This window comes from Gillisia sp. Hel_I_86 (assembly GCF_007827275.1).
Classification (GTDB): domain Bacteria; phylum Bacteroidota; class Bacteroidia; order Flavobacteriales; family Flavobacteriaceae; genus Gillisia.
Genome location: NZ_VISE01000001.1, coordinates 479751 through 496597 on the forward strand (window position 1 = coordinate 479751; position 16847 = coordinate 496597).

Consider the following 16847-nt stretch of genomic DNA (forward strand, 5'->3'; position numbering starts at 1 on the left):
CTTAATCTTTAAAGCTATTAGAAATTTTAAAAGAAGCATTTATCTGAAATTATCCACAAATAGATTTCTTGAATAAGTTTGATAAAAGCTAAATCTCAGAAAAGGATTATAGAATTCTTAAACGTTAAAATTGGTATTAAGTTTTTCTACAATCGTTTCTATCTTTTTGTTTTTTGCTTTCTTGTCCAAGAAAACAGGATTTGCTTGCCTCACTTCGCAGTCTTTTATCGCACAACGCTCACAAGTTACACCCACGTTTAGGGTTTTAATGGCAGGGTCTGATAAAAAATTAAGTTTTTTTTGTAATTGCTTATTAATAAGTAAACCAATACTGATACTTCGATAATAATTTTCCTTAAAAGGATCTTTTGTTGCAGAAGAAAGCACTAAGTATTTCATTCCATCATCTGGATAGTTCGAAATCTGAACATCAAATTCATGTTCCCTTTTATTTTTATTGATATTGTTTAAAACCTGAAGGGACACCCATCGCCTGCAGTAATGTTCATTTGTTTCGTTAGCTCGGGGGGAATGTTGGTGTGATAAATGAAGTTCTTTCTTTAGATAATACTTTTCGCTTTTAGCGGTATGTGTAAATCTTAAAAAAAACAAATTCTGAATATTAAATTCTTTTGGTAAAATATTAGTTAAACGCTGATAAAATGATTCGGGGGAAGCATTAAATTCTTGCATGGATTTTAAAAATAATTTTTCATCAAAAAAATCTTTTTCAAAAAAATATTTTAACTGGGCTGTTATTTTGGCTTTAGGGATAATTAAAGCACCTGCAAAATAGGAGGCATAAAAATTATTAAGTACTTGATCAAAACTATCAAATTTTATCCAAGGAAATGTATACAAACGATCTTTGGTTTCTAAAAAATTATATGCAAGTTCTTTTGCATATATAAAGGCACGCTGGGCTTCATCAATCTCATTTGCCAATAAGAGCGTATGAGTTTTAGGGACAAAAACTGAACGTAAATTATCTAAAGCTTCATATTTACTCAATTCATTTTCAATAATAGAATATCCATATTCCTCTATTAAAATTTCTTCTAAATCTTTTGAGGAAATTGTTTGGCTTAAATCTAATTGGTAGGCTTTTACAAATTTTAAAACACTTTGCTCCAAATCATCAAAATGATTATTATTTGCTTCTTGAAAGGAACGCAAGGAAGCAAGAAAAAAACTTTCTCTGCTAAAATTATAGTGTTGTGCAATTTCAATAATAGTACTTATAAAGGCATTTACTTTTGCAGGAGCATTGGCAACAATATCTATTAAAGTATTTTCCTTAATTCCAAAGAGGTCTAGAGGTATTTCCTTTAATATTTTAGATTGCAATAAATCTCCAATAGGTGCTAAATTTTTATCTAATTTTAAAGACACCATTTGGTCATACGGCACATCTAATTTTTCAGAAAGAATCGCTATTTTATCTGGTTTTGGATATTTTTTTCCATTTTCAATTTCATTTAAATAAGACTTGGACAAACCCGAAAGTTTGGACAATCCAAACAAGGATAATTTATTGTCAGTCCTTATCTGCTTTAACTTTAAGCCAAATATGATTTTTATATAATTCTCCTCCATAACAACAAATATAAGTTATTTTGCGAACATTATTATTTTGCGAATTAATATATTTAGCGAACGTTCGCTTGTTTTATAGGAAACTTTGTTTTAATATTGTCTTATAAATATTATATCATGGACAACAATTTATTAATACCTTCTAAACTGGAATTCTCTAAAAATGTTAAAAATCATTACCCAAGAATTCTAACTTCCGGTGCGTTGAATTTTCTTACTGCGCTGCATCAACAATTTAATGCAGAGCGATTAGAATTATTAAACAGTAGATTAAATCAACAAAAATTATTTGATGGAGGAAATTTTCCGGAATTTTCAAAAGAGACTAAAAGCATTAGAGAAGGCAATTGGGCCGCTGGCAATATCCCTTTGGATTTACAGGACAGACGTGTAGAAATTACTGGGCCTGTAGATAGAAAAATGATTATAAACGCACTTAACTCCGGTGCCAAAACTTTTATGGCCGATTTAGAAGATAGCAATTCTCCAACTTGGAAGAATGTTATGGAGGGACAACAAAACTTAATAGATGCTAATAATAAAACCATTTCCTTAGTCGATACAAAACGTAATAAATCCTATAAATTAAAAGATGAAACTTCGGTTTTATTGGTTCGTCCAAGAGGTTTACACTTAAACGAAAGGCACATGGTAATTAATGATGAAGAAGCATCGGGAAGTTTAGTGGATTTCGGGTTATATGTGTTTCACAATACGAAGACCTTATTAAGTAATAATACTGCCCCCTATTTTTATTTACCAAAACTAGAACATTATTTAGAAGCTCGTTGGTGGAACAGCGTCTTTGAATTTGCTCAGGAGTATTTGGAAGTACCAAATGGAACAAATAAAGCAACTGTTTTGGTTGAAACTATTACGGCTAGTTTTCAGTTAGACGAAATAATTTATGAACTTAAAGATCATATCGTTGGTTTAAATTGTGGTCGCTGGGATTATATTTTTTCTTACATCAAAAAATTTAGAAACCATCCAAATTTTGTAGTACCAAACAGAGATCAAGTAACCATGACAACCCCATTTATGGATGCTTATTCAAAATTGGCTATTCAACGTTGCCATAAAAGAGGAATTCTCGCTATTGGTGGTATGGCGGCTCAAATACCAATTAAAAATGACGAATATGCGAATATTGTTGCTCTAGAGAAAGTAAGAAAAGACAAGGAACGAGAAGTTAAAAATGGCCATGATGGTACCTGGGTTGCGCATCCGGCTTTAGTTGAAGTAGCCATGGAAGAATTTAATAAGCATATGCAAACGCCTAACCAATTGCATGTAACCTGTGATGATCTTACCATAAGCGAAGCAGATTTAGTTGAGCTTCCTAAAGGCACCGTAACCGAAGCCGGAATTAGAAAGAACATTAATGTAGGAATATTATATACCGAAGCTTGGTTGCGAGGACATGGCGCTGTTGCTCTTTACAATTTAATGGAAGATGCAGCCACTGCTGAAATTTCAAGGACCCAAGTTTGGCAATGGTTAAAAAATGAAGTCAAACTTGAAGATGGCAGAAAATTTAATCTTGAATTGTATAAGAACTTATTTAATGAGGAAGTAGAAAAAATCACTGCTGAAATCGGTGAAGAACACATGAAGAATAGCAAGTTTAAATTGGCTTTTGAGCTTTTTGACAAATTAGTTTTATCAGAAGAGTTTGAAGAATTCTTAACCCTTCCCGCTTATCAATATATATAAAAAAAACAATCCTGCAATTGCGGCAACAATTAACAGGATCTAATTATTAATACTTAATAACTTATTTCAAAATTATGAAAAATTTATCACAAACCAATTACAGTTCCGCACTACAAACAGTAAGGGACCTTAAGGAAAAACACGGAAAAGGCTGGAGTGCAATTCGTCCTGAAAACGCAGCCAGAATGGTTGCACAAAACCGTTTTAAAACAGGTTTGGACATCGCTAAATATACAGCTGGTATCATGAGAAAGGATATGGCAGAGTATGATGCCGATTCATCTAATTACACTCAATCTCTTGGTTGCTGGCATGGGTTTGTGGCCCAACAAAAAATGATTGCAGTTAAAAAACACCATGAAACTACCAATAAAAAATACTTATATTTATCTGGATGGATGGTAGCAGCATTACGGTCTGAATTTGGTCCATTACCAGATCAATCAATGCATGAAAAAACTACTGTTCCCGCACTTATTGCAGAGATTTATGATTTTTTACGTCAAGCTGATGCCATAGAGTTGAATGATTTATTCAAAAGACTAGAGAACGGAGAAGACGTTTTGGATCAAATAGACAATTTTGAAACCCATATAGTGCCTATAATTGCAGATATTGATGCCGGTTTTGGCAATGAAGAGGCTACTTATTTGTTAACTAAAAAAATGATCCAAGCTGGTGCTTGTGCTATTCAGATTGAGAATCAAGTATCTGATGCCAAACAATGTGGGCATCAAGATGGAAAAGTTACCGTTCCCCATGAAGATTTTATTGCCAAGTTAAATGCTATTAGATATGCCTTTTTAGAATTAGGGATAGATGACGGTATTATAGTGGCAAGAACAGATTCTGAAGGCGCTAGTCTTACCCAAAAATTACCTGTTAGTAAAGAACCTGGAGATTTAGCTTCACAATATTTGGCCTTTGTAGAAGTTGAAGAATTAGATATTAATAATGCCAAGGAAGATGATGTACTTCTTAAAAGAGATGGTAAATTAGTGCGCCCAGTACGATTAGCCAATGGCTTGTATAAATTTAAAAAAGCTTCCAATATAGATAGAGTAGTTTTAGATTGCATTACTAGCCTCCAAAATGGAGCTGATTTATTGTGGATTGAAACGCCAACACCAAATGTTAAACAAATTGCCCACATGGTTAACAGGGTTAAAACCGTTGTGCCTAACGCAAAATTAGTTTACAATAACTCCCCATCTTTTAACTGGACCTTAAACTTCCGTAATCAAGTATACGAAGAAATGCTTGCAGAAGGTGAAAACATGACAACGTACGATAGAAATAATTTAATGGATTCTCAATACGATGGTTCGGAATTATGCCATCGTGCAGATGAAAAAATTAAAACCTTCCAAAAAGATGGCGCAAGAGATGCTGGGATTTTCCATCACTTAATTACTTTGCCAACGTATCATACAACAGCACTTCACATGAATGATTTGACGCAAGGATATTTTGGGGAAGAAGGTATGTTGGCTTATGTAAAAGGTGTGCAGAGACAAGAAATTCGTAAAGGAATTTCTTGTGTAAAACATCAACGCATGGCTGGATCAGATTTGGGAGACGATCACAAAACATTCTTTGCCGGAGATAATGCTTTGAAAGCTGGAGGAGAGGGCAATACAAGCAATCAGTTTGAAGTTAAAACAAGTAGTAATGAGCCACAACTGGTTTAAATAACTAAATAAAAAACAAGCACAAATGAAAGGTAGAAAGTTACTCATGATTCCTGGTCCTATTGAATTTGAACCAGAGGTGCTACAAGCCATGGGCATGGCCACAACAAGTCATGTGGCTCCAGATTTTATAGAGGTTTTTGGAAATAGCCTTGAACTAATGAGAGAAGTTTGGAAATCACCAATGGGACAACCTTTTATCGTTGCGGGAACCGGCACTTTAGCTATGGATATGGCAATTTCCAATTTAATAGAGCATGGAGATCGCGTACTCATAATTTCTTCTGGATACTTTGGAAAAAGATTTGAAGATATTTCAAAAAGATATGGAGCTAACACAACTATTTTAGAAGCTCCTTTAGGTGAAGTTGTGAGTCTAGATTCCATAGAAAAAGAACTTAAAACTAATCAATATAAAGCTTTAACTATAACTCACGTAGATACTTCTACAGGAATCTTGGTAAACCCCAAGCCTATAGCAGATTTAGCCAAAAAATATAATACCTTAAGTGTTTTAGATGGCGTATGCTCGGTGGCTGGAGAAGAGATCAATCAAGATGAATGGGGAATTGATGTTGTATTAACTGGATCTCAAAAAGCTATTGGCGTACCTCCCGGACTCGCTCTTTTAATAGCATCTCAAAAAGCGATGGAAGTTTGGGAAAATAGAAAAACACCGGTATGCAATTATTATGCAGATTGGAATAATTGGTTGCCAATAATGAACGCTTATGAAGAGAGAAGACCTTCCTACTTTGGAACACCAGCTGTTAACTTAATTGTAGCATTAGAAAGCAGCTTGAAGATAATATGTAAGGAGGGAATGGACAAAAGGGTAAAAAGACATCGGGGTCTAGCAATGGCATTTAGAACAGCTATTGCGTCGTTAAACCTAAAACTGTTACCAAAAACAAACGAGATAGCTGCTAATACTTTAACAGCTGTTTATTATCCCAAAGGAATTGATGGTACAGCCTTACTTTCAAAAATAGCGAACGATAACGTAATAGTTGCAGGGGGACTACTTGCAGAAATAAAAACCTCTTATTTTAGAATAGGTCACATGGGCTCGGTCTCATCCAATGATCTTATCTCGGTATTAGCTGTGCTAGAACGTGCTTTACTAGACTTAGGCCACCAAATGATTGCGGGCAAAAGCTTACAAACTTTTCAAAATGAGCTTTTAAAACCTGATTAGTTTTTTTTTAATTTCAATATTAAGCTAAGCAATGAGGTTGTAAGATTATTCATGCCTTTTATGGCTTAGATTTAGGGTGTCCTTAAAAGAAAAATCAAGAACCTCGGGGCAAGCCCACGAGGTATGCATTGGAAACTATTTTTAAAAATTCGAGGCAAGCCTCGGGGAATCAAACCCTCGATGAGGGATTAAATAAGGAATTTCAAGATGGATATAAATTAACCTCCAACTTCATGTACATGAAGTTGGAGGTTCCTCTGGCTAAAAACAAACTATTACTCTTGTCTATCTGCAACTTTTATGTCGCCAGACAAGCCACTAAGCTCTGGTCTAAAATGCCATATTTCAGTATATTTTCCTTGAGTCACATTTTCCCAGTCTTTTAGAAAGGTCGCAAAACTACCTGCGCCATGTACTTCATTATACTTATCGGCAAACTTCCAATCATCTCCCATCCATGCAGATTTCTCGAAAAACGAGATAAAAGCAATATCATTTCCATCTTTACTGTTTGGCATTTCGTTAGTATAAATTCCGTAAGTTTCTGTTGGAAATTTATCCATCATTACCTTTTTTATTTTTTCTAATAAAGCCATTGCCTTTGGTCCTTGAAATGGTTTTATATCATAAAAATCCACCAACAATTTATTGAGAGTGAAATCTTTCGGAAAATTAGAAAGCCCTGCCTCATATTTCCAATAGATTTGATCTGTCTCCGGCAGCATATATTGCAGGACATTGGTGTTCCAGTCTTCATCATGCCCTTCTTTTTCTGGCCTGGTATCGAACGCACTCCAAGGCAGCGGTCCCATTACCCACAAATACTTACCCGTGTTGGGACCATTCCCTATCCAATGGACTCTGGCACCATATTGTCCTTCTTTATGGTATTTTTTATTGTGTGCCGCCAGTCCAGATTCGAATTGCGAAATCTTATCCAACTTTGGAGATAGCAAGCCGTTTTCAAATACCATGTACTCATTTCCATTTTGGGATACTGCTAAAAAAGGAATTAACAATATCCAGTAAAAAATCTTTTTCATAATTAAATGTTAGTTGATTAGTGCAGGTTATTATAAAAAAAGATTCGAAGTGTTATAAAAAGTATTAAAATCTACTTGGAAGCCACATAGGAAAGATCTGGTCTCATCCATCCTCGTATCGTTTCGGTTTTTAAAAGGATTTTATTAAGGTTACCAAAAAGCTCTTGACCCTTTGCTCCCATCGCTTTTCTAGCTTCTGCGCTTTTACGTTCCATATCCATGGCATCTTTTGCCGCTACGGCAACCAAAAAATAAGTGCCATCTGTTCCAAATCCGCTTCTGTACAATCTATAATGCATTCCCATATTACTTTCTGAATAAAATTTCTTGAAAGCTTTAGCCACTTCCATAGCTTTGTCCATATCTGAAGGGGCAAAATAATACTTGGTGTTTTCCCTATAATTTTCACCTTCAATCATAGTTTTCATACCGTCTGGCATATAACTAAGTTCTTTATCTAGTGACAATACATAGTCTGAATGCTTATCATAACATTTGTCAAATTCCTTGAACACTTTTCCGAACTCATCGGCTCCCACTTTCTCTCTAAGAGCCGCCATTGGGTTTTCATCGAGTTCAGCAAAACTGTTCAGAGCAGAGATATAATGGTATTCATTATCTTCTGTGGTCAAGGTCATCCAATCCTGATCGTAATTATTGTCCTTACACATTTTCACGAATTTAGCAGCAGTCTTCTCATATTCTGCCTGCATGGATGGTTTTACAGGATCCATATGGATTAGATACTTCTGATATCTTGATTCTTCCTGCGATTGCATGTTTAAAGTGAACATACAAGCAAATAATAAAAGCCCTAAAAATTTAATGGTTCTCATAATCTTTGAATTTTAGTTGGTTAATTAATTATCATAAAATACCGATCCCGATTTTAAAATTTGAGGATCAGTGCTATTATTCAAAACTAAAACGTGGGGATTAATTCCGTTTACTACGGAAAATACAATTGGGGTATATTGGGCGGGAGGTATAAAAAATCTCACTTATTACGGGTAAGAGACTCTAAAGTTATTAAAAATATGTTAAATAACTACAAATTATTAATAATTTTTAAATTGACTTCAAAGATATCTCAGTATTCATCTGGATAATTTAAGAATTTGCTATTGATATCCTGCAGCCTGAAGATTAAACAATTCTGTATATAATTTATTGTTTTGCATTAATTCTTGATGGGTTCCAATTTCCAAAACGGCACCCTCCTTTAGCACCATAATACGATCTGCAATTCGAACAGTGCTAAACCGGTGGGATATGATCACTGCTGTTTTTCCTTCGGTTAATTTTATAAACCTATCAAAGGCTTCTGTCTCTGCTCTTGCATCCAATGCTGAAGTTGGCTCATCTAATATTAGTACTTCCGAATTTTTCATGTAGGCTCTTGCAATCGCGATTTTTTGCCATTGTCCTCCAGAAAGGTCTTTCCCGTTCTTAAATCGTTTTCCTAATTGCTGATCGTAGCCTCCAGGCAGTTCTGAAACCACCTGATTTGCAAGGCTCTTATCCGCAGCAATATCTATTCTTGGTTGATTTCCAATTTCATCTATTTCGCCCATCGCAATATTCTCGCGTAAGGTCAATTCGAATTTCACAAAATCCTGAAAGATCACCCCAAAATATTGTTGGTATTGAAGCTGATTGTATTTCTTTATCGGCACTCCGTCCAGCAAAATTTCTCCTTCGGTTGGCTCATAAAATTGAAGCAATAATTTAATAAGTGTGGTTTTTCCTGCCCCATTCTCTCCAACAAAAGCCAATTTTTCACCTGCCTTCAACTCAAAATTTACATGCCGAACAACCCAGCGCTCCGATTTTGGGTATTTGAAACCAACATTCTTAAAAGTGAATCCGGTTTTAATGTTTTTAGGTAAGGAAAGTCCTGTTACTTCCTCAGATCTATGGAATTTAAGGTCTAAAAATTCAAAATAATCCTGAAGATACAAGGCACTTTCTGTGATCGCTGTAAATCTGGCAAAAAACCCTTGTAATTTGGTCTGTAAACTTTTGAAGGATCCCGAAAGAAAGGTTAGATCTCCTAAACTAAAAACCCCTACCACGGTCCTAAAAACTATGAGCACATAAGCGCCATAATAGGCCCCTGTTCCTATCACATTAAAAAATGAACCCCAAGCTGCGCGCTGTTTTGCAAGCTGCTTACTTTCTTTGTAATATTTATTGGAAAGATTTTTAAATCTAGTTGCCAAATAATCTGAAAGTCCAAACAATTTTACTTCTTTGGCAGTAACATCACTTGCACCTGCATATCTTAAATAATCCAACTCCCTTCGTTCTTGGGTCCAACTTCTGGCCAAAGAATAACTGGTACCACTAAATTTTATTTCGTTTATAATGGTTGGAACTATAGAAACAATTAGTAGAATTATAAGCCAAGGTTCGAATGCAACCACCCCGGCCATTAAGGAGATAATCACAATTACATCCTGGCCTTGGGTTAAAATATTGGACATCAATCCTACTCTTCCCGTAGTTTGTTGTCTAGCACGTTCCAATTTATCGTAGAATTCTGAATCTTCCAATTGATCTAAATTGATCTCTGATGTTTTTTTAATGATCTTTACTGATGTATCTATAGAATATTGGTCTCCCAAAAGTGCATCTGTCAGCGCAATTGCCCTAGATAAAAGATCTGAAAGTATAGCCAACCCCAGCTCAATCCCCACAAATAGCCAAAGCCTATCATAATCCTTAATATCTGCGGCTATCTGAAGCACGACCTCATCAACAATGATCTTTCCAATAAACAAAATTAATACAGGTAAACTCGCATTTATTACCCTACTAGCTACGTTAGCATAAAACAACAGCGGATTCACCCTGCGTATTTCTTTAAAAAAACGAGGCACGAACTTTAAAGAGGCAAAACTTTCTTTAAAATTGATCTTTTGAGGTTTTAAGGATCTTTGAGTTCTAGGCAAGAGCTATAATTTTGTAAGAAAGCAAGTTACTCAGGAAATATCAAATTATGAAGCAACCGGCTTAAGTATTTTCTTTTAACATCTTCAAAAATGCTTCTAAATATTCATATTTTTGCCGCATGTCCGAAAACAGAAAATTAAAGAATAGCGAGTTAGACAGAAAATCTGTTTCAGAATTTAAAGAGGCAACTAAAACCCCGATAATTGTAATTCTGGATAATATTAGAAGTTTAAACAATATTGGATCGGTTTTTAGAACTGCTGATGCCTTTTTAATTAAAAAGGTGTACTTGTGTGGGATAACCGCTATTCCTCCGCATAAAGACATTCAAAAGACGGCTTTAGGCGCTACAGAAACTGTAGACTGGGCATATGTTGAGGACACTATTCCGTTAATAAAAAAACTACAAGCTGAAAATGTTCAGGTTTTGGCTATCGAGCAGGCAGAAGGCGCCATCATGCTAAATGATTTTACTCCTGAAAATGACAAAACTTACGCGGTTGTATTTGGGAACGAAGTAAAAGGGGTACAACAAGAGGTAGTCTCGGCGAGTAATGAAATAATTGAAATCCCTCAACTTGGCAGCAAGCATTCCTTAAACATTGCAGTAAGTACAGGTGTGGTATTATGGGATCTTTTTTGTAAAACCTCTTCTATAGAATAATTTTTATTTACTTGGAACCCAGCAATACAGTTTCTTCAATCTGTTCCAGGATAGATAAATAATCACTGCGGTTGTTCACAAAGTCCAACTCAGATATATCGATGATTTTTACCTTAACATTGGACTGGGATTTCATAAATGAGAGATAGCTTTTATTGATCTCTATTAAATAATCTGGCTGAATATTCTGCTCGTAGTCACGTCCCCTACTTTTAATATTTTCCAATAATCGCCCAGTGTTCTGATATAAATAAATATAAAGATCCGGCTTAATTAGTTCCCTATACATTATTCTGAAGAGCTTTTCGTACAAGGCGTATTCATCTTCCTGAAGCGTGATTTTCGCAAAGATCAAGGATTTGAAAACATCATAATCGGAAACAACAAAGTCTGTAAACAAATCATATTGCGCAAGATCATCGGAAAGTTGCTGGTAACGATCGGCTAAAAAAGACATTTCCAAAGGAAAGGCGTATCTATGCTTATCTTCATAAAATTTGGGGAGAAAAGGATTGTCCTTAAAACGTTCCAATATTAATTTCGCGTTAAAATCCTGCGAAATCATCGTAGACAAACTAGTTTTACCCGCCCCAATATTTCCTTCAACAGCAATATAATTACAGTCCGTAAAACTATATTTTTTGGATGGAGAAGCGAGCATTTCAGAATAAGGTTCAATAAACGAATCATCTTTTATTCGCTCTTTTAGATCTAAGACCGAAGTTTTTAAAATTGGATGAATTTCCTTCCCTGCAATATCTGCCAAAGGAAATAACACAAACGTCCTGTTTTGCATCTCAGGATGCGGCACCTTTAGGGCGACAGTAGTTATAATTTCGTCCTGTATCATTACGATATCAAGATCTATTTTCCTATTGGAATAGCCTTTAGTAGAGGTTCTAACCCTTCCTAAATTGGTTTCTATTGCCAAAAGCTTTTGTAAAACTTCTTCCGCAGGAAATCTTGAAGAAACAGCTGCACAGGCATTTAAGAATGCGTTGCCTTGAAAGCCCCAAGCGGGAGTTTCGTACACCTTGGAAATTGCCTGCACCTCACCAATTTCAGCATAAACCGTATCTATTGCCTGCTGCAATAGCTTCATTCTATTGCCATCATTGCTGCCTAGCGCGATATAATATAATTTTGGAGGATTCAAACGTAAAATTGAAGGTTTAAGAAGGGAGTAATTAAATTTCTTGGCAAATTAAGTAAAACAAATCAACATAAACTCAACTTTATTGGAGAGAGCTTAGAAAAAAATGTTTTTAAATAAAACTCGGGATTCACAACGGGAATTTCAAATGTTATTCAGCACAAACTCCAAACACCTTGCATCCTTCTCTATTTATGCTTAAATTTATAAGGAATTCTTATTTTCCCTACCGGGTTTTTAGTTAGGATTGTTTTGGTTTAGTTCTTAAATAATGGATATCAAGATTTCTGAAACAAAAAAAGTTGAGATCTATTCTAAAAACCTGTTTTAATGAATTGGAGTTATAGTGCCAACCTAATTCTTAAGTGTATGATACCGTCCGTATTTTTCGTAATTCTATTATCCTTGATCTTATTGAGTGGCATCCGGATTATTTTTGAATACAAAAGAGCCTTAAAATTTAGGTTCGGAAAATATATCAAGATCCTGAAACCGGGTTTTAAATGGATAATTCCATTGGTAGAAACCATTCAGGTTGTAGATATTCGGGTGATCACCATTAATATCCTTTCCCAAGAAGTAATGACAGAAGACAACGTTCCTTGCAGCATAGACGGGGTGGTTTTCTTTAGAATCAACGATCCCGAAAAAGCGGTCCTGCAGGTAGAGGAGTATAATTATGCGATCACACAACTCTCCCAAGCTGCTCTAAGGGATGTCTGCGGAAAAGTGGAACTAGATACTATTCTCTCTAAGCGAGAAGAAATGGGGAAGAATATTAAAGCTATTGTAGAAGAGGAAACCAGGGAATGGGGAATCGAAATTATTGGGATGAAAATAAAAGACATCCAATTGCCCGAAAACATGAAACGAATGATGGCAGGCCAAGCCGAAGCAGAGCGTTCCAGAAGATCTCAGATAATCCTCGCTTTAGCAGAGGAACAAGCTGCTGGGAAACTTTTAGAAGCCGGAAAATTGATAGATCAATCCCCTTCTGCCATTAAATTACGACTCTATCAGACCTTATCCAATATCGCGGCAGAGAAAAATTCTACCATTGTCTTTCCGTTCCCAGAAGAGGTGCTATCGAAAATCAATAAGCCGCTTTCTAAAGATCGGGAGGATTAAGGTTTCAAATTTTATATTTTAAATTTCGTATTCCTTCATAGACGACCACACTTACTGCATTTGCAAGGTTCAAACTTCTTATGTGCTCACTAAAAATAGGGATTTTATAAAGACGCTCCTTGTGTTTCTCAATTATTTCTGAAGACAAACCAACAGATTCTTTTCCGAAAATTAGGAACATATTATCTGTATAATCTATATTCATGTACTCCTTTTCGGCATGACTGGAGAAAAATGCCATTTTTTGATCCTTGTTCCGCTCAAAGAATTCATCTACATTTTCATAGATCTTTAAAGAAATATGTTTCCAATAATCCAGTCCGGCACGCTTTACCCGTTTATCATCCAACTCAAAACCAAAAGGCTTTACCAAATGCAAGGTAGAACCAGAAGCTAAACTTAGCCTACCAATATTCCCAGTATTCATTGGTATTTCCGGCTCTATAAGCACAATATTATATCCCATTTTTTATTTTTGATTTCTCCATTCATTAATTTTTATCCAAAAATGATTTTAAATTTATCTAGAAGGCTCAATATACTTCAGTTCTTAAAATTATTAGTATAAAATAGGAAAGAAGACTTTATTTATTTTCACATCAAATTAAGTAAAAGAAAATTACAGACTCTTAACTTTGCGTTTTGGTGTTAAAACCTAAAAAAGATAACAATCCTTAATTATATAACCAATTGGCTTAGAGATTGTATTACATTTTGGCAATAAGTTTTAATAAAAAATCAAACCTCCTAAAAATGGAGCTTTAATAGGCAAAAAAATGAAAAAAGTATTTAAAATTATAGGGTTTACGTTGTTGGTAATTATCGTTCTCTTGATAACCGCTCCATTTATTTTTGAAGCGCGGTTAAAAGACATGGTTAAAAAGACCATCAATAAAAATGTGAATGCCACAGTGGAGTTCAGCGATCTGGACCTTACGTTGTTCCGTAGTTTTCCGCAGGCAACTTTGGTCTTAAAAGATCTAAGCATTATAAATAATGCCCCATTTGCCGGAGATACGCTTGCTGTTTCTGAAGAATTGCTTCTGGAAATGTCTATAAAGGAACTCTTTAAAGGAAGTGATCAACCAAAAAAGATCGATGAGCTGATATTGAATAAGGCCTATATAAATATCAAGGTAGATTCCTTAGGAAACAATAATTATGACATTGCCATTTTAGATTCTACTTCCACAGATCAAGATACTACTTCTAATCCTTTTAAGTTGGATCTTAAGCATTATGAGATAAATAATTCCCGACTTAAATATGTAGATGAGGGCAATAAGATGGCCTTAAGTCTAGAGAATCTTAATCATCAGGGAACCGGGGATTTCTCCTTGGCACAATCTGAACTGGATACAGAAACAAATTCCCTTGTTTCTTTAGATTACGACGGCACCAATTATTTAAATAAAAATAAATTGTCCTTGGATGCAGTGATCCAAATGGACTTGGATAATATGAAATATACTTTTTTAGAGAATAAAGCTACTCTAAATCAGCTACCATTAACCTTTGATGGATTTGTAAAAGTGAATGATAACAATAACGAAATTGATCTTGCTTTTAAAACTCCTTCTTCTTCCTTTAAAAATTTCTTAGCAGTAATCCCAGCGATCTATGCCAAGAATATCGAAAATGTAGACACTAAAGGAGATTTTGTGGTTAGCGGGGTGATAAAGGGCATAATAGACGATACTTATATCCCAAAAATGGATATCAAGATAAGCTCCAATAATGCTTCGTTTAAATATCCCGACCTTCCAAAAGGCGTAGATAACATTAACATAGACGTTGTTATAATAAACGAAACAGGCCTTGTTGATGATACATTTCTAGATATCAATAAAATGAGTTTTAGGATAGACCAGGACAACTTCAGCGGGAATGGAAAGATCAAAAACCTTACGGGAAACATGCTGGTAGATCTTGCTCTAAAAGGAACTATTGATCTAGCAAATCTGGAAAAAGCGTATCCATTGGAAATGCAACAGGATCTAAATGGAATTCTAACCGCCGATCTTAAAACCTCTTTTGATATGAATTCCATAGAGAAAGAACAATTTCAGAACGTGAATAGCAGTGGAGTGGCAAGTATTAAAAATTTCTCTTATAAAACCCCGGAAATCCCGAATGAAGTGAAAATTGCCTCCGCTAATTTTAAATTCAACCAGGGAAATGTTCAGGTTTTAGAAATGATGCTTACCAGCGGGAAGACAGATATCAATGCCACCGGTTCTATTCAGAATTTAATGGGATACTTATTTACAGATCAGCAATTAAAAGGAAAATTTCAGGTAAAATCGAATACTTTTTCTGTAAACGATTTTATGGTTGCTGAGACTAAAACAGTCGAAAAAACAGATAAAGAAGGAGTTCCTACAGAAAAACCTAAAACAGTGACCACGGGGAAAGAGGCCATAAAAATCCCTTCTTTTCTAGATGCCACGTTGGTATTTAATGCGAATACCGTATTGTACGATAATCTAGAGCTGAAAAATGTGGTTGGAACCATGATCATAAAAGACGAAACCGCGACCCTTCAAAATGTAACTTCCAACATCTTTGATGGCTCTATTGCCTTAAGCGGAAATGTTTCTACTAAGACTGCCATCCCAACTTTTTCGATGGATATGGGGTTAAATGCCCTGGATATTTCTAAATCATTTAATAGTTTGGAATTACTACAAGGGCTTGCTCCTATTGCAAAGGCACTAAGCGGAAAATTACAAACTCAAATAAATCTATCAGGGAATCTTAATGAGGATTTTACGCCACAACTTTCCAGTCTTGCGGGACAAGCTTTGGCACAAATTTTAACGGCAGAAGTGAATCCTGAAAAAATGGCACTGCTTACTACGCTGGATGAGAAATTGAAATTCATCAATTTTAAAGATATCAACCTGGATAATTTAAAAGGGAAGTTGACATTTAATAACGGGAATGTTGCAGTTGCTCCTTTCGATTTTAATGTGAAAGGGATAAAAGTAACCGTTGCCGGAAACCATAGCTTCGATAATATTATGGATTACAACCTTACGCTGGATGTACCTGCAAAAATGTTGGGTAGTGAAATCGGAAATACTTTATCCAAACTAAGCGCACAAGACCTGCAAAATATGACAGTTGCCGTACCTATTGGTTTAAAAGGAAGTTTCCAAAGCCCGCAGATAAATCTAAATATGCAACAAGCCGTTAGCGGTCTTACACAACAGATAATAGCCCAGCAAAAAAAGGAACTTACCAATAAAGGAATAGATGCATTGGGCAATATTCTTACCGGGCAAAATAAACAAACTCCAAAAACGGTAGATTCTACAGGGACACCAGTGCTTACACCAAAAGATACTGTCAGAAATCAGCAGCAACAGCAAGTAAAAGATGTTGCTAAAGATATTTTAGGTGGGTTTCTGAATAAAAAACCTAAAAAGGTTGATACTACGAAAGTGAATTAATTATAATTTTCAATGTCAGTCTGAGATCCGTGATAAAAAAATTATCCAGCCTAGGAAATTGACGTGTTTTTTATATAAGCTGAGGGGATGCTGAAACAAGTTCAGCATGACGACAATTCCGCATCGTCACCCTGAACTGGTTTCAGGGTCTTGGATTCACAAATAAATAAAAACACGTCAATGGTAGTCTGTCAAAGACTCTTAGTAACCTGATTTTAATATATGCTTTTTTGCTTGTTCCTATTATA

12 protein-coding genes are annotated in these 16847 nt (G+C 35.3%); 6 read left to right on the forward strand and 6 right to left on the reverse strand.

Annotated elements, in window-relative coordinates; genetic code table 11:
* Positions 1 to 117 precede the first annotated feature (117 nt).
* Positions 118 to 1596 (reverse strand): helix-turn-helix domain-containing protein, encoded by a 1479-nt coding sequence (locus tag JM83_RS02105; protein WP_144958913.1) that lies wholly within the window; start codon positions 1594 to 1596, stop codon positions 118 to 120.
* 117 nt (positions 1597 to 1713) lie between these two features.
* Between JM83_RS02105 and aceB the strand changes: the two genes are divergently transcribed.
* The 3 genes from aceB (at position 1714) to JM83_RS02120 (ending at position 6201) form a co-directional block, all read left to right on the forward strand.
* A complete protein-coding gene (gene aceB, locus JM83_RS02110; protein WP_144958915.1) occupies positions 1714 to 3312 on the forward strand; it encodes a malate synthase A in 1599 nt (532 codons plus the stop codon).
* Positions 3313 to 3386: 74 nt separating this feature from the next.
* Positions 3387 to 5003, forward strand: coding sequence for an isocitrate lyase (locus tag JM83_RS02115; RefSeq protein ID WP_144958917.1), 1617 nt, complete (start codon positions 3387 to 3389; stop codon positions 5001 to 5003).
* Positions 5004 to 5028: 25 nt separating this feature from the next.
* Positions 5029 to 6201: a pyridoxal-phosphate-dependent aminotransferase family protein gene (locus tag JM83_RS02120; RefSeq protein WP_144958919.1), complete on the forward strand. Its 1173-nt coding sequence runs from the start codon at positions 5029 to 5031 to the stop codon at positions 6199 to 6201.
* 275 nt (positions 6202 to 6476) lie between these two features.
* Here the strand turns inward: JM83_RS02120 and JM83_RS02125 are convergent, their stop codons facing one another.
* From JM83_RS02125 to JM83_RS02135, 3 genes are all read right to left on the reverse strand, one after another.
* Entirely contained in the window at positions 6477 to 7244 is a 768-nt protein-coding gene (locus tag JM83_RS02125) for a hypothetical protein (RefSeq protein ID WP_144958921.1), read from the reverse strand.
* Positions 7245 to 7315: 71 nt separating this feature from the next.
* Positions 7316 to 8080, reverse strand: coding sequence for a hypothetical protein (locus JM83_RS02130; RefSeq protein WP_144958923.1), 765 nt, complete (start codon positions 8078 to 8080; stop codon positions 7316 to 7318).
* Between the two features lie 285 nt (positions 8081 to 8365).
* Positions 8366 to 10198, reverse strand: coding sequence for an ABC transporter ATP-binding protein (locus JM83_RS02135; RefSeq protein ID WP_144958925.1), 1833 nt, complete (start codon positions 10196 to 10198; stop codon positions 8366 to 8368).
* Positions 10199 to 10317: 119 nt separating this feature from the next.
* On the opposite strand from JM83_RS02135, the gene JM83_RS02140 reads away from it, so the two are divergent.
* Positions 10318 to 10863 carry an RNA methyltransferase gene (locus JM83_RS02140; RefSeq protein ID WP_144958927.1) on the forward strand — a complete coding sequence of 182 codons (546 nt, stop codon included), beginning with the start codon at positions 10318 to 10320 and terminating at the stop codon, positions 10861 to 10863.
* Between the two features lie 7 nt (positions 10864 to 10870).
* Here the strand turns inward: JM83_RS02140 and folK are convergent, their stop codons facing one another.
* On the reverse strand, positions 10871 to 12019 hold the full coding sequence (folK, locus tag JM83_RS02145) for a 2-amino-4-hydroxy-6-hydroxymethyldihydropteridine diphosphokinase (RefSeq protein ID WP_144958929.1): 1149 nt from the start codon (positions 12017 to 12019) through the stop codon (positions 10871 to 10873).
* Between the two features lie 366 nt (positions 12020 to 12385).
* Here folK and JM83_RS02150 point away from each other — a divergent pair, with 366 nt between their 5' ends.
* Entirely contained in the window at positions 12386 to 13144 is a 759-nt protein-coding gene (locus JM83_RS02150; protein WP_144958931.1) for a slipin family protein, read from the forward strand.
* Between the two features lie 4 nt (positions 13145 to 13148).
* Here JM83_RS02150 and JM83_RS02155 read toward each other — a convergent pair whose 3' ends face one another.
* A complete protein-coding gene (locus JM83_RS02155) occupies positions 13149 to 13610 on the reverse strand; it encodes a tRNA (cytidine(34)-2'-O)-methyltransferase (protein ID WP_144958933.1) in 462 nt (153 codons plus the stop codon).
* Positions 13611 to 13920: 310 nt separating this feature from the next.
* On the opposite strand from JM83_RS02155, the gene JM83_RS02160 reads away from it, so the two are divergent.
* On the forward strand, positions 13921 to 16599 hold the full coding sequence (locus JM83_RS02160) for an AsmA-like C-terminal region-containing protein (protein ID WP_144958935.1): 2679 nt from the start codon (positions 13921 to 13923) through the stop codon (positions 16597 to 16599).
* The last annotated feature ends 248 nt before the right edge of the window (positions 16600 to 16847 follow it).

Bases quoted from the DNA above. Each gene is read 5' to 3' on its own strand.
- JM83_RS02140 (WP_144958927.1), top strand. From the start codon at position 10,318: ATGTCCGAAAACAGAAAATTAAAGAATAGCGAGTTAGACAGAAAATCT.
- JM83_RS02130 (WP_144958923.1), bottom strand. From the start codon at position 8,080: ATGAGAACCATTAAATTTTTAGGGCTTTTATTATTTGCTTGTATGTTC.
- JM83_RS02125 (WP_144958921.1), bottom strand. From the start codon at position 7,244: ATGAAAAAGATTTTTTACTGGATATTGTTAATTCCTTTTTTAGCAGTA.
- JM83_RS02150 (WP_144958931.1), top strand. From the start codon at position 12,386: ATGATACCGTCCGTATTTTTCGTAATTCTATTATCCTTGATCTTATTG.
- JM83_RS02120 (WP_144958919.1), top strand. From the start codon at position 5,029: ATGAAAGGTAGAAAGTTACTCATGATTCCTGGTCCTATTGAATTTGAA.
- JM83_RS02160 (WP_144958935.1), top strand. From the start codon at position 13,921: ATGAAAAAAGTATTTAAAATTATAGGGTTTACGTTGTTGGTAATTATC.
- JM83_RS02115 (WP_144958917.1), top strand. From the start codon at position 3,387: ATGAAAAATTTATCACAAACCAATTACAGTTCCGCACTACAAACAGTA.
- JM83_RS02155 (WP_144958933.1), bottom strand. From the start codon at position 13,610: ATGGGATATAATATTGTGCTTATAGAGCCGGAAATACCAATGAATACT.
- JM83_RS02105 (WP_144958913.1), bottom strand. From the start codon at position 1,596: ATGGAGGAGAATTATATAAAAATCATATTTGGCTTAAAGTTAAAGCAG.
- aceB (WP_144958915.1), top strand. From the start codon at position 1,714: ATGGACAACAATTTATTAATACCTTCTAAACTGGAATTCTCTAAAAAT.